Annotated in this window: 17 protein-coding genes and 1 pseudogene; all 18 read right to left on the bottom strand. The window is 47.9% G+C overall.

The window, feature by feature from the left end; all coding sequences use genetic code 11:
* Window positions 1-17: 17 nt before the first annotated feature.
* The gene (locus EKM99_RS02940) at window positions 18-446 is read right to left on the bottom strand and encodes a EutP/PduV family microcompartment system protein (protein ID WP_125580785.1); all 429 of its coding nucleotides are present in this window, start codon (window positions 444-446) and stop codon (window positions 18-20) included.
* A gap of 133 nt (window positions 447-579) precedes the next feature.
* A complete protein-coding gene (locus EKM99_RS02935) occupies window positions 580-1,362 on the bottom strand; it encodes a tyrosine-protein phosphatase (RefSeq protein WP_125580783.1) in 783 nt (260 codons plus the stop codon).
* Window positions 1,363-1,377: 15 nt separating this feature from the next.
* The gene (locus EKM99_RS02930; protein ID WP_125580781.1) at window positions 1,378-2,442 is read right to left on the bottom strand and encodes an oxidoreductase; all 1,065 of its coding nucleotides are present in this window, start codon (window positions 2,440-2,442) and stop codon (window positions 1,378-1,380) included.
* Window positions 2,443-2,456: 14 nt separating this feature from the next.
* Window positions 2,457-2,801, bottom strand: coding sequence for a BMC domain-containing protein (locus EKM99_RS02925; RefSeq protein ID WP_125580779.1), 345 nt, complete (start codon window positions 2,799-2,801; stop codon window positions 2,457-2,459).
* Window positions 2,802-2,813: 12 nt separating this feature from the next.
* Complete coding sequence (locus EKM99_RS02920; RefSeq protein ID WP_125580777.1) at window positions 2,814-4,001, bottom strand: acetate/propionate family kinase; 1,188 nt, start codon at window positions 3,999-4,001, stop codon at window positions 2,814-2,816.
* A 238-nt stretch (window positions 4,002-4,239) separates the two neighbouring features.
* Window positions 4,240-5,361 (bottom strand): 1-propanol dehydrogenase PduQ, encoded by a 1,122-nt coding sequence (locus tag EKM99_RS02915; protein ID WP_125580775.1) that lies wholly within the window; start codon window positions 5,359-5,361, stop codon window positions 4,240-4,242.
* 3 nt (window positions 5,362-5,364) lie between these two features.
* A complete protein-coding gene (locus EKM99_RS02910) occupies window positions 5,365-6,792 on the bottom strand; it encodes an aldehyde dehydrogenase family protein (protein WP_125580773.1) in 1,428 nt (475 codons plus the stop codon).
* A gap of 2 nt (window positions 6,793-6,794) precedes the next feature.
* On the bottom strand, window positions 6,795-7,274 hold the full coding sequence (locus tag EKM99_RS02905; protein WP_125580771.1) for a GlcG/HbpS family heme-binding protein: 480 nt from the start codon (window positions 7,272-7,274) through the stop codon (window positions 6,795-6,797).
* Between the two features lie 2 nt (window positions 7,275-7,276).
* Complete coding sequence (locus EKM99_RS02900; RefSeq protein ID WP_125580769.1) at window positions 7,277-7,852, bottom strand: cob(I)yrinic acid a,c-diamide adenosyltransferase; 576 nt, start codon at window positions 7,850-7,852, stop codon at window positions 7,277-7,279.
* A gap of 15 nt (window positions 7,853-7,867) precedes the next feature.
* A complete protein-coding gene (locus EKM99_RS02895; protein ID WP_191983292.1) occupies window positions 7,868-8,134 on the bottom strand; it encodes a EutN/CcmL family microcompartment protein in 267 nt (88 codons plus the stop codon).
* Complete coding sequence (pduM, locus tag EKM99_RS02890; protein ID WP_225419767.1) at window positions 8,122-8,634, bottom strand: PduM family microcompartment protein; 513 nt, start codon at window positions 8,632-8,634, stop codon at window positions 8,122-8,124. Before pduM ends, EKM99_RS02895 begins: the two co-directional genes overlap by 13 nt.
* Window positions 8,635-8,650: 16 nt before the next feature.
* Window positions 8,651-9,280, bottom strand: coding sequence for a phosphate propanoyltransferase (locus EKM99_RS02885; RefSeq protein ID WP_125580762.1), 630 nt, complete (start codon window positions 9,278-9,280; stop codon window positions 8,651-8,653).
* Between the two features lie 216 nt (window positions 9,281-9,496).
* Window positions 9,497-9,790, bottom strand: a complete 294-nt coding sequence (locus tag EKM99_RS02880; protein WP_318531057.1) for a BMC domain-containing protein — start codon at window positions 9,788-9,790, stop codon at window positions 9,497-9,499.
* A gap of 43 nt (window positions 9,791-9,833) precedes the next feature.
* Window positions 9,834-10,403, bottom strand: coding sequence for a BMC domain-containing protein (locus EKM99_RS02875; protein WP_125580758.1), 570 nt, complete (start codon window positions 10,401-10,403; stop codon window positions 9,834-9,836).
* 16 nt (window positions 10,404-10,419) lie between these two features.
* Window positions 10,420-10,773 (bottom strand): glycerol dehydratase reactivase beta/small subunit family protein, encoded by a 354-nt coding sequence (locus EKM99_RS02870; protein WP_125580756.1) that lies wholly within the window; start codon window positions 10,771-10,773, stop codon window positions 10,420-10,422.
* Window positions 10,754-12,604, bottom strand: a complete 1,851-nt coding sequence (locus EKM99_RS02865) for a diol dehydratase reactivase subunit alpha (RefSeq protein WP_125580754.1) — start codon at window positions 12,602-12,604, stop codon at window positions 10,754-10,756. The genes EKM99_RS02870 and EKM99_RS02865 overlap by 20 nt, the downstream gene beginning before the upstream one ends.
* Window positions 12,605-12,840: 236 nt before the next feature.
* Window positions 12,841-13,356 carry a diol dehydratase small subunit gene (locus EKM99_RS02860; RefSeq protein ID WP_125580751.1) on the bottom strand — a complete coding sequence of 172 codons (516 nt, stop codon included), beginning with the start codon at window positions 13,354-13,356 and terminating at the stop codon, window positions 12,841-12,843.
* Between the two features lie 12 nt (window positions 13,357-13,368).
* A pseudogene (locus EKM99_RS02855) lies at window positions 13,369-13,782 on the bottom strand (propanediol/glycerol family dehydratase medium subunit); the annotation flags it as partial.
* Window positions 13,783-13,853 lie beyond the last annotated feature (71 nt).

Raw genomic sequence — 13,853 nt, 5'->3', positions numbered from 1 at the left:
GTCAAATAACTCTCGTTTTATTTATCCAGCAACACGCGAAGGTCTTCCGTGTGTTCACCGGTCAACGCTGACACCAGCAAGATTTGCTTAGCACCCGCGCGTTTTAACTGTTGCGTTGCCCAACTGATTTCGTCTGAACTAGCCACATCAATCTTGCTCACCACGCCCACGACTGGCCGGCCAAACATCGTACTGAAGGCCTCAGGGAAAATCAGCCGCCGATCCGTTGCGCTCTGAATCATGACAACCATATCAACATCCATAGCAGTTGTCGCTAAGTTGGTGTACATCCGCCGATGCTCGATGTATTCTCCTGGTGTATCCACAATATTTTGATAAAACTCAACAGACTGGGTTTTATCGTAATGAATCGTTTGATCTTTTAAGCGTTGTAATAGTGTCGTCTTACCACACGCAATCGCGCCAACAAACATTGCCCTTTGCATAATTTATCTCACCCTTTTTCGTTTATTTCAAACCGATAGAAAAATAGTGGCAATATAACCAATGGTTACCCTGCCACTACTTTTACGACGCGCTGGCTATTGTGGAATCTCTCATGGGCTTCCAGACAATGCTCTACGTCAAATATAGTTGTTGCAACCGATATTGATCATCCTCAGTTACGCCTAATACCTCACGCAAGTAAGCCATCATGCCGCCGTATTCGTAATTAATCAAGCACATGGCTTGCTGGTAATAATCCTCGTTGACCGTCGCCAAATCATGAACGGATTGCTGTAAATTCAAACGACCAGTTCCCGGTGGAATTGCCGCAATCCGCTCGGCAACGTGCTCAGTTGAAGCGGCATTTGTCATCAGGTAGTCAGCCAACACGGTATCTGGAGAAACGCCCAAAGCCCGAAGCAAGTACACCGCAGCCATCCCTGTCCGGTCCTTGCCAGCAGAGCAATGAAAAATCACACCGGATTTGCCATGCCACGCTAACAACAACTGGAAGAAGTCATGATAAGCCTTTTGGGCATGTGGATTACCAACCAGCCGGCGATAGACGCGCATCATCCGGTGATAGCCCCACCGACCATTGCGTTCGAACAGCCGTTGCAGCTCTTCATTTGAGGCTGCACTCTCCGTCTCGTCATAATCAAAGACAGGTAGGTGAACGACTTTCATTGCACCCATCCGGTCTGGGAATTGGCTAACCTCTGCCGTTGAGCGCAAATCAACAACCAAGCCAACGCCCAAATCCTCGAGTTGTTGATAATCTTCGTCTGTTAGATTGGCTAAGTGCGCGGTTCGTAACAGCGTATGCCACTTGGTGACCCGCCCATCGCTCGCTTGATAACCACCTAGGTCCCGAAAATTAAAACCACCAGTAAGATTTAAGACTCGTTCAGGCAAAATGCATCATTCCTATCATAGATACTTAAATAATTGTTGCGGTAATCCCGTATCCCAGGCGGTTAATTGCTTAGCCGAAGTCAACCGTGCCGGATTGCGATAACGGTTGGGCCACTTGGGGTCAACCATCAGCTGGCGACCAATCGCCAGAACGTCGGCAGTGGTCGCCAACCGTTCAACATCGGCTAGAGTCTTAATGCCCCCTGCCACCATCAACGGTAAGTCACCAAGCTCAGCTTTAATGACTTCGCTCACCGTCTGGCTCTTAGCCATCGTGACCGGTTGTTGCTGATAATCATGAAGTGACAAGCTCAGATAATCAATCTTGAAGCCGGCTAATAACCGCATCAAGACCAGGTTATCCAACAATGGCAGCCCACCAGTGGCAATCTCTTCTGGTGAGATTCGGTAACCCACGACGAATGGTCGCCGGGCTTGTTTGGCCACTTGTAAGACGCGTTGCGCTACCATTAGTGGAAAACGGACCCGGTTAGCCAATGAACCACCAAATTCATCCGTCCGCTGATTCGTCAACGGAGACATGAATTGCTGCAGTAAAAAGCTATTTGCCCCATGAATTTCAACACCGTCAAATCCCGCCAAAATTGCTCGCTGAGTCGCGGCACCAAAGCAATCCACGATTTCAGTAATCTGGCTGGTGGTTAAGGCCTCCGGAAGCTCGCCACTACCATGAGGCGCAGCCACGGCGCTGGGCGCCAGAATTGGCAAGCCGTTGGTGGCTATTTTATTAGTCATGCAGCCGGCATGAACCAGTTGCAAAATCGCTTTAGACCCCTGCTTTTGAATCGTCTGTGCCAGTTGCCGAAGACCCGGTAATTTACTATCGTCGGCAACGCTCAGTGATCCAGAAGTGGTCGACCCACTCTGCTGCACGTAGGCGGACCCGACAATGTCCAAGCCAACGTTTTGCGCATGCAGTTGATGAAAGTAACAATCATTGCGACTGACCTCCCCATCAAATAGGGCTGTCCGTGTCGACAACGGTGCCAGACAGTAGCCATTACGAAGTGTCAGCTGTGACAACTTGGTTGGCCGGTCAAATTTATTTCTTCCACTCATGTTAATCACCTTACCTAAGTCCGCGTAATTTCTGGTACGTCAAAGTCGAGTAAACTGCTTAACGTTGCAATGACTTGGCGAAGCGCTGCTTCAACTTCTGACACTTCACCAACGACGACAACGGAACCACTAAAACGATCAATGAATCCCAGTTCAACATTGCTAGACTTAGTGGCAACGTCACCAGCAATAATTGACGCTTCACTCGGGGTAATCGTGAGAATGCCCAAAGCATTTTTAGGTGTCTGAATCCCTAATTTCTCATAAATATCTGCCGTCGGGTTAGCCACAATGTGAGCCAGTGTGACTTGTTTACCCGGGACATACTCTTGAATTGTGCGATCAATTTGTCGCCCCATATTGGCGCCTCCTTAATTCAATCCCAATACGCTCATCACATCACGCGCAATGATAATCTCTTCGTCGGTTGGAATAACGGCAACCTTCACGCGACTATCTGCTGCTTCAATGCTCAGTTCATTTGCATCGTTCTTCGCTGCATCTAGCTTAACACCCAGATAGCCTAACCGGTCACAAACCATCTGCCGAATCAAAGCGGAATGCTCACCGATACCAGCGGTAAAGACTAACGTATCTAGCCCTTCCAAGTCCGTTGTGTACGCACCAATATATTGTTGAATCTGGTGAACGTACACATCGAGTGCTAGTTGTGCGCGCTTATTGCCAGCTTGAGCAGCCTTGTCCAGGTCCCGAATGTCATTAGAGAGACCAGAAATTCCTAGCAAGCCGGAGTCCTTATTCAGCATATTCCGTACTTCTTGAGAACTCATGTGGAATTCTTCTTCAATGAAAGGAATAATTTCCGGATCGATATCCCCTGAACGCGTCCCCATGACAATCCCAGCTAACGGCGTAAAGCCCATTGAACTGTTTACGGATTTACCGTCGAGCAGTGCTGTCAGGCTTCCCCCGTTACCCAAGTGACAGGAAATCATGCGGTGCGTCTTTTCCTTGCCAAATAATTCCGGTGCCCGCTGCGCAATGTATTCGTGCGAAGGCCCGTGGAACCCATACCGCCGAATGCCATGATCTTCATAATAACTGTATGGCAACGCGTACATGTAGGCCTTGGCTGGAATCGTGTGGTGGAACGAGGTATCAAAAACGGCCACTTCTTGTGCATGCGGCAGTAATTTCTCGAACGCCTCAATTCCCAAAAGGTTCACTGGATTGTGCAGTGGTGATAAGACGGCCAATTCATCAATCTTGGACTTCACATCTTCATCAACCAGGACGGGTGCAGAGTAGTAGCGGCCACCATGAGAAATCCGATGACCAACCCCGGTAATTTCATTCTTACTTTGAATGACGTGGCTGGTTAATAACGTGTCAATCACGTTTTGAATTGCAGTGTCGAAGCTTTCCATCGGCGCAACAATTTTACTCCGCTTGCCAGCAATCACGTAACTGAATTCACTGGTTTTAGTCCCGATGCGATCAATCTGACCGCTCATTAACACCTTTTCATCTGGCATCGTGTATAGCTTGAATTTCAGGGAAGAACTCCCGGCATTGATTGCTAAAATTTTCTGTGACATAAACTCATTTTCCTCTCTCTAAATGGGTAATCTTCCCAGGGCTGAAGTAGTAGGCTCGCGACAAGGAAACTAAAAATGGACCAAAACACTGTTCTGCTTGGCAGAGAATGACTCCCCGACCGAAGCAAAAGCGAAATTTGAAGCTCGACATCAGGAGCCAAAAATCGTATTCACAGCGTTTTAGCCCATTTCTATCACTCTATAAGGACTGCGACCGTTAAGTTACATAACAGGTGCATTACTTAATAACTTGTTGGTAAATCTTGGCAAGATCAGCGTCAGTTGGGACGACGGGGTTCCCAGGGAACGTCGCGTCCAAACGTGCGTTGGCAACAATCGTATCGGTCATGTCAACAGCATCTTTGAATTCAACCCCAAAGGCTTGTAACGTCCGTGGGCAATCCATCTTGAGCATCATCTGCCGAATGCAATTGATTAAGCGGTGAACAGCAACTGTGTCACCCATGCCGTTAGCAGCCAAACCAGCCTTACGAGCAGCTTGGGCATACTTAGCGCAAGCAACCTTGTCATGTTCAGCGTTGTAAGCAACAACGTATGGCAAGAGCATGGCGTTAGCTAAACCATGGGGAACATGGAAGTTAGCCCCTAATTGATGGGCTAATGAATGGCAAATCCCCAAACCGGCGTTACTGAAGGCAATTCCGGCGGCACAAGAAATTTCATGTACCCGCTTACGAGCTGCTTCATCCTCACCATGACGGTAACACGTTACCAAATCATGGGTGATGACGTCCACACCCTTTTCTGCTAAGCCATCGGTAATCATATTGGCATCAACAGCAACCAGGGACTCCAACGAGTGGGTCAGAACATCTAAGCCAGAATAAGCCGTGACACTCTTAGGCGCCGTCATGACTAATTGTGGGTCCAGCAAAGCTTCATCTGGCCGCAAGAAGTCTTCCATGATTGGGTACTTGCGATGGTTTTCTGGGTCTGAAAGCACACAGTGTTGCGTGATTTCTGAACCAGTTCCACTAGTCGTTGGAATGGCAATGAACTTCTTGATTCCGGTCTTACGCAATTTGTCGCCAAAGAATCGAATCCCTTTGGCCGTATCAATTGCAGAACCGCCACCAATCCCAATCATAACCGTTGGTGCAACTGGCGCAAACTGCTTCACACCAGCGATAATGTTGGCTAATGGTGGATCTGGTTTGACATCAGCAAAAATTGTGACTTGGTTGCTGCTGTCAATTTCTCCAAGAATCTTTTTCAACGTTGGCGTATCTGGTAAAAATGCATCGCAGACCAGGAAGATTGTTTCTCCCTTGAGTAAGCCCAAACGTTCTAGGCTGTCATTGCCAGAGTAAATGGCAGTCGCCAATGAAAATTTTTCCATGCTTTACGCCTCCCAAGTCCGTAGTGAGAACCCTTCTGGTGAGTTAAGACGGCGACGACGGGTGTAGGTCTTCGAGGTAGCAGTTCCTTCACCGGTTGGCGTAGCAATCGTTAAGGCAGAAGCGCCACTGTGGGCACCATTCGTTGCAACACCAGTTCCACAGTAAGTAGGACCATTTACAACGAAGATTGAGGTGTTTAAACGGTGAGCCGCCTTGTTGATGTGCGGCAAGTTTTCTGAGTGAATGGAAGCGGTATGGTGTAAGCCGCCTTCAACTTCAGTAGCCGTTGCCAGAACAGCATCAAAGGTTGGGCAAGTGACGATTGGTAAGATTGGCATTAACATTTCTGTCGTAACCAATGGGTGATCCTTAGCAGCTTCTAAGATGATCAGCGTTGGCTTGCCAGTGTAACGAATCCCAGCTTCATCCAAGATAAAGGTAGCATCCTTACCAACAAACTTCCGGTCAGGATCGCCCTTAGGCCCAATGGTCATCTTGGTTAACTTGTCAATGTCAGCTGAATCGGTAATTAAGATAGCACCTTCAGCCTGCATTAATTTGATCAGCTCATCCTTGACTGGGGCTTCAACGATAACTTCCTTTTCAGCGGTACACAGAATGTTATTGTCAAAGGCAGCGGAATCGACAATGTTCCGGGCTGCTAAAGCCACGTTAGCGGTGGCATCAACCATTGCAGGTGGGTTACCAGCACCAGCACCGACAGCCTTCTTACCACTGATCAAGGCTTGGTGAACAACTGCTGGGCCACCAGTGATGGAAAGCATGGCAACGTCAGGGTGTTTCATAACTTCTTGAACGGATTCAATTGAAGGCTTCTCTAACGAAACCACTAAGTTATGTAAGCCAGTTTCCTTAGCAACAAATTCGTTTAACTTTTCAATCGTCCAACGAGTAATGTCTTTGGCACCTGGATGGGCACCGAAGAATAACGTGTTCCCACCAGCTAACATCATGATGGCGTTGGCAATCACAGTTTCTGAAGGGTTCGTACTTGGACCCACGGCCCCAATAACACCAAATGGGGCGTATTCATACATGACAAGACCGCCGTCGCCAGTTTCAGCTTCTGGTTGAAGAATTTCAGTGCCTGGTGTGTTGTACAAGGCGTTGTTTAACTTCGCAACCTTGGCACTCACAGTCCCCATACCCGTTTCTTCATGAATCCGTTCTGCCATTTCTTGAATGTAAGGACGGAAGCCTTCACGGATAGCTTCGATCACTTTGTTCCGTACTGAAATTGGTTGATCAGCATAATCAATTTGTGCTGCTTTGGTTGCAGCAATGGCTTCGTTAACGGTGGAAAAAATACCGTTACTGCCAGCTGCTGCACTCCCCGTAGTCGAGGTTTGGTTACCTAATTCCTCGCTAAGGATTTTACGAATGGCTTGTTCAATGTTTTCAGTCTCCATACCTATTTACTCTCCTTTAGAAAGGCGGCCACGGCTGCCTCACAAATTGATTGGTCTTCTTCAATCAGACCGCCACTAACACCAATGGCACCAATAGCCGTTCCGTTCAGAACTAATGGAATACCGCCAGGGAAGGAAACCAATTTACCATCTAACATCGTTTCCATTTGGTAAAGTGGTGCACCGGGTTGGATATCCTTGCTGATGTCTTTGGTTGGTTCTTTCATGGCAATTGCTGACCAAGCCTTCTTAGGAGCCAACGTTGAACTTACCAAATTAGCATTTGGCATATGGTACATCATTTGTGGTGTGGTTGCTTGATCCATAATGCAAATCGTTACCCCAACCTTTAATTCATCGGCACGGTTAACTGCTGCATCAATTACCTTTTCCATCATGTGACGATCAAATAAGTTCATTGTACTTCCTCCTTGTTTGGCCAAAACCTCACGAATAATAGCTTGAATTTGTTCTTCGTTCATTCTTATCGCCCCACTGCTTGAGCGTACCGTTTAATCACACGATCTGTCAGCTCATTGATTTGAAATTCATAGTCCTCAGAACGGGCCATGATGTAGAAGAAATCGGATAGTCGATTGACATACCGCTCTAGCACGGGTCGAACGTCAACGTCGGTTGAGAAGCGAACGAATAACCGTTCAGCTCGACGACAGACAGTCCGGCAGACGTGCAATTGCGCACCGGCTAAACTCGCACCTGGTAAGATAAAACTGGTGACTGGTGGCAATTCTGTCGTATACCGGTCAATAATTTTCTCCAACTCATGGACGTCTTCATCCGTAATCACCCGGCTGTTGGCATTAAACTTCGGTGCCTCCTGGGTGGCAATTTCTCCTTGTAGAAAGAACATTTTGTATTCAATCTTTTTAAGAATTTCTTGATTCTCTGCTTTCACACAGAACTTATCGGCTAGGCTGACATTGGCATTCAGCTCGTCAAAGGTCCCATACGTTTCAACGCGTAAAGAACTCTTCTTTACCCGCGTACCATCGTACAGACTCGTTGAGCCCTTGTCGCCGCCCTTAGTATAAATCGCCATATAGCCATCTCCCTCCTACCGGTCGAAGCGGTCAATGATGCCCACGATGGAACAATCGTTCACATCACGTGCAACCTCATCCGCTCGGTTAGCCCGCCGTGCGCCGGCACCGCGAACCAGCAAGACATACTCACCAACCCCGGCACCAACCGAATCCGCAGCTACCTCTTGATGACGAACCGACTGACCATCAGAATTGACTGGCTGGACAATCATTAATTTACGACCAATCAGTGAAGGGTCCTTCTGTGTCGAGACAATACTCCCGACTACTTTTGCCATATACAATCTTCATCAGTCCTCATTTGTAGTTTCATCTGCTTCACGGCAAGCACATCAGTGGCTTCAGCCGTCAACCGTTGCTGCGGCGTCACAACCAAAATCGTTTGATCTGGCAAGGCTGCTAACGCAACTCGCGAAAGTTGATGACCATGAAGTGCGTTCAACGGTTGCTGGTGGGTGGTTACAATCTGTATCGGCCAGTCCAGTAACATTTTCCGGGGAACAAAGTTAATTGCCAATTCGTTGATGACCAGTTGTAAATGAACCTGATAATCAATTCCTTGGAGTAACCATGCCACCCAGGGATTACTGAAATCCAATCGATAGAGACTGGTGATAAGTTCAATTGAAACATTTTCAACAGTCACGTTAGCATTATCTAAGAAGAGTTGTGCTGACGGGACAGTGGCTGTTTGCTCATAGGTACAGTCATAGCTTTGCTGTTCACGTTGCCTGAGCTTATCCAGGACCTGAGCCACTAACTGTTCCAAATCGTTCACCACCTATTTTCTGCTCTTACTGTGTCTTAACGATTTTCCCAAAGGTCTGACCGTTAACGTTCGCAGCGTTGGCTTCATCCGTATCAATGTGCATTTCCAATACGAAGTCTTCCCGTGGCCGGCAAATCACATCGTTGTAGACCGTCCGCCGATCTTCTGACTGAATTTCAACGGCAACCGTGTCACCCAGCTTGACGCCAAAGCGCTTGGCATCTTGATTGCTCATGTGAATGTGCCGCTTGGCAATGATGACACCTTGGACAGTGACTTCACCATCTGGCGTGACCAGCTTAACTGAAGGGGCACCGTCTAAATGACCTGACAAACGGATAGGTGCGTCAACACCGATTCGTAAGGCTTCTGAACGGGCAATTTCAACTTGTGAATGACTCCGGCAAGGTCCGAGAACCCGAACGTGTTCAACCTTACCCTTAGGCCCAACAATGTCGACAACTTGCTTAGAAGCAAACTCTTTCGGCTGCTTCAAAGGTTTTAAAACTGTCATTTCTTGGTTGGGAAAGAGAACGTTGAAGTCTTCCTTTGTCAAATGAATATGGTGGTTTGACACACCAATAGGAATCCGGTTCGGATCCATTTCTTCTTTGATGATCCGGTGAATCATCTCACGTAATGCTGTTTCGTCCATCTAATTTACCTTCCTCACTGTGGCGGAATAACTGTCAACTGATGACAAATCATGGCGCAGATCCGACCTCTTCCGGCCAGAACGCGGTGAGCACGACTTTAAATCTTAACCCCCGGGTACAGGACCCGCTAAGGTTCAAAGTCGTACTCGCCGCGTGTTCAAACACTCGGCAAGACGATGATCATCATCACATTTGACTAGCTTATCCCGAAACCTTTACTTGGCTGCTGGCTTGTTGCTTTGTGGCAAAATGTTTTCCACTTCTGAGTGAGGACGAGGGATAACATATGAACTCATAACTTCGCCAATGTTTTCTGCGGCTGCAACACCAGCATCAACGGCAGCTTTAACGGCACCAACGTCACCACGAACCATAACAGTTACCAGGCCACTACCAATTTTTTCTTGACCCATCATTTCAACGTTAGCTGCTTTAACCATTGCATCTGCGGCTTCGATTGATGCTACAAGACCCTTGGTTTCAATCATTCCTAATGCGTTATTCATTATAAATTCCTCCTATGATGTTGTTCATTCACTTGAAGCGGTTTCATCACTTGTCAAATAATTCCGAGTAGTGAATACACTTCTTCCGCGGTTCACCTAATTTGCGTGGGCATTTCGGATCGCCACAGAGGTTACAAGTCGCCTTGTTCTGTTTCTTTTGTTTCTTATCCGGAGCTGGCTCCTTCGAAACGGGTTTAACCGGTGCCGTTGGTAAGATAACTTCCGTTGGCGCCGACTCAGTTTCAGTAGTAGCAGCTGGTTCGGTGACTGGTTCAGTTGTCATTTCAGTCTCTGCTTCAGGAACAACTTCAGCTTCCTCAGCGGGAACGACTTCCGGCCGTGATGTAAACACCGGCGTCTCACTGAGCTCCCGAACGCCCGGCGCCGGATTACCCAAGACAACTGAGCTAACGTAAGCATCGCCAACAATTTGTTGGCCCACTTCGATGGCAACTGAGACGGCTGCGACATCCCCATGGATACCCACGGTAACCCAGCCGCCGCCCTTGGTGTTTTCCAATCCGGTCAGCCCGATTGCCGCCGTCTTTAGCATCTTATCTGCCGCCACGATTGCGCTGGGCAGCCCGGTAGTTTCTAGATATCCAATTGCGTCCATCTTACTTAACCACCTATCACTCTAATTTCTTAAATGGCACACCCTTCACCAAACGGGCAGCGTTGGCACCTAAGCGCCGCATTTGCTCATCCGATGTCACGGTGATTGAAAATAACGGTCGGTCGGCCTTCAGGTTTCGATAATGAACCACGATATGCTGTCCATCAAAACCGATGCCAACAGACAAGCGTGAGGCTAAAGCCGCCTGGTAGGCACGAGCCGTGACGTCATTCTCAGTAATGACCTTGGTCGTCACCGGAATGGCTTCTTCCTCGATACCGTTGAACAGAGGCTGGAGCACCGCCGGCACGGTTGAATCAGCATTTGGGACGGCAATGAAGATTGCCGGCTTATCCATTGCGCTTGCCATAGGTGTCCCTTCTCTCTCTGGCATACGATAAGATTAGCCCGGTAGCCACCGCATTTCTTGGTCCCTCAACGGCCCGAATATTTCCTCGCCCAGCCACTAAGTTGTAGTGGGAAAGTTCATCCGTAACCAATTGTGGAATTTCAAAGTCCAGTGCCGAGCCACCAACGATGACAACGAACGGGATGTCCCGAATGTTTCCGGTGGGACTAACGTGTTGCAACGCCCGCCGAGCATTCTCAACGAATACCCGCTTCTTAGCCGTTTGCCGCACTTGTTTAACCTTTTCAATCGCCATGTTCCCCGGAATTGGCACGTAGCCAGTCGGTTTGATGACTACCGTTCTTGCGAAAATCTCTGAAGGCAAAGGCTCTTCAAAGAACTCAACGGCACCATCTTCGTGACGAATCTGGAAAAGGTTTTCCACGCGAGCAAGCGGATACTTCTTAATGTCTTCCGCCAAGTAAATGTCATCCAAGCCCAATTCGGAGTTGATGATCATGGTCACCATGTCTCCTGCACCGGCCAAATGAATGGCGACGATATCATCTTGCTTGTTAATGATTGAAGCGTCGGTCGAGCCGGCCCCCAAGTCCAAAATCGCAATGGGCTTGGTGGTTCCAGGGGTGGTTAACGCCCCGAGAATGGCTGCTTCAGCTTCTGCCCCACCAATTTCAACATGAATATTAAGTTCATCTTGAATGGCATCAGCAATTTGTTGCATTTGCAGGTGGTCCGATTTAACCATGGCAGCGATTCCAACGGCTTGTTCAGTCGAGAATTCACCAGCTAACCCACCTTGAACCTTGACTGGTACCGCCGTGTCAACAGCTAACAGATCTTGAATAGCGATTGCGCTGTTTTGCTTGCCAGTCAAGTCCGCCATCGTCTGACGAACTTTTTCTAGCATGCCACCCACGTTGGTTCCAGACTCACCCGTAATGTTTTGGATGCGGTCAAATTGGTTGATTTTAGCCATAATGTCATCGGCACCGGCAGCGACGTTGACCTTAGCTGAATCCTTGGGGCCTTCAATCTGAATGCTCCCTGCAGGAATAACCCGAGCCTTAACGTCCCCCTGGGGTGTCTTGATGACCACCGCCGAGCGGTTTCCAATCAATGCCCGTGAGACCGGAACAATGTTCTTAGTCTCTTCGGCAGTTAAGTGGAATAGTGTTGCAATACCATAAGGATTAGACAGCTGTGAAATCACTTGGCCTTTGCCAGCAACTTCGACCCCAGCCATCATGCCCAAAGGTACTTTGTCTAACAAGGCTACTTCGTCAACAATCGGTATCTTCTTTTCCAACCGGTTGTCTACCAGAACCCCGTCGTCATTTTGTAAAATGGCTGCGGTAATCTGATAGCCATGGCTTTGATACAGATTAATCAGGCTAGCAGCATCTTCAAAGTCAACTTGTTCGGGAATCAAGACAATGTAAGGACGATCCTTGTCCGTTTCCTGAAGCAGTGCCAGGAGATTCACGGTATACCCGGAACCCGTGCCGACACCACCTGGTGTACTAGGATTATGGCCAATCATCGTGGACTCCGTGATCACGGTTTCCGTAATGGTTTCCATGGCCACGTCCCCAATAACCGGCGTCGCCTCGTTGATCCGAATCAAATCAATATCCGTTAGCTCTAGGTGACTTTTGTTCAGCACCTGGGTAATGGCTTTCTTGATCCCAATCAGGTTTTGCTTAGTCCCCTTGATTCCAGTGGTTTCTGCAATGTCTGAATTGATAAAGTCAACCGCACCCTGATCAGAAATATCTGCCAAGGCTACTTCTGTTGATGAATTACCAATATCAACACCTATCACCTTTTGCATACGAAGACTCCTAACGTTATTGTGAAAAATTTGGTTGCCTACAGATTCCAGGCATGACAGTGCGAGTAAGTTAATTGACACATCTAACTCACTCACACTGCTCTCTGCCTGGCCTCCTCCGGCTGGAAATTAGTTCCAATAACCGGTTAGCGTGAACCGTGAAGGGCTTGCAGAATGCCAAATTCAATTAACACAATACTTAATTTTCAGTCGAACTGTTTACTTAAGGTTACGGATTAGTTATCGCCCTTAAGCTTCTTCCGAGATTCGTAGAAGTCAGCAGCTTGGGCAAACCACCCTGAGTTAACTGGAGCGTGGTACTTGTCCTTCAGTTCAGCAGAGATGGCTAACAATTCTTCCTTAGATGAACGGTATGGCCGTAAAGCATTGTACATTTCCAATAACCGATCATCAGGGATTGAGGTCAGTTCAGATGCCCGTTGGAAGTTCCGTTGAACGGCATCCCGGCCAGCATCATTAGCAACTTCACCTTGGTACCGCAGGGTATCTGGGGTGATACGTAAGTCGTTGGACTTAACCTTGTCGTTTAAAACATTGTCCAAGGTGATATCCTTCAGTTCCTTACCAGAAGGTGAATGAACCAATTCTGGATGCTTGCTGTATAAAGGATAATCTTCCTTAGTTAATTCTTTTTCGCTTGTCGTAGCTTTGGGAGCCGCAGTTGTGGCGGTTGTACCCGTGTCGCCCATTTGTTGGACGATTTTTGCTACTAAGTCATCAATTTCGCTCATAACCGGATCCTCCTAATTAAAGTTAACTTCGATTTCTTCTGCGGGCTTACCCATAACTACTTGCTTCGTTTCCTTGATGTGCATCAAGGCTGACAAAGCTTGGTATTGAACCCGAGCCATTTGGTCGTTAACCGTAGGAACGGGACTTGGGGACATGCCCTTAGCATATTCGGCAGCATTTTTCCCAATTGCCCGATAAGTATCGCCATCAATCACTGGTGCTTGTGGGAAGAGTTCCAAGTTGGACAGTGGTTCTTGGTCCTTCTGATGGATGATTGTCGTCCCTTTGGATTGAATAGCAATGGCAATGCCGGAACCAGATAAATCATCCGCTTCGGCGCCACAGAATGAAACATCGGAAGTCCGGTAAATCTTAATGACCCGAGCCTTCAGACCTTCTTCTTCAATACCAGCAACAACGGGTCTCTGTCAAATCGTATTGGTGGAGATTTTGAACGGCACATTCACTTCGGTGAATGTGCTTTTTGTTTACTCAT

The sequence above is a fragment of the Levilactobacillus cerevisiae genome, from assembly GCF_003946245.1.
In the GTDB taxonomy this organism is placed as follows: domain Bacteria; phylum Bacillota; class Bacilli; order Lactobacillales; family Lactobacillaceae; genus Levilactobacillus; species Levilactobacillus cerevisiae.
Note: the sequence above shows the minus strand (reverse complement) of the source record. Positions and strands in the feature narration are given on the sequence as shown.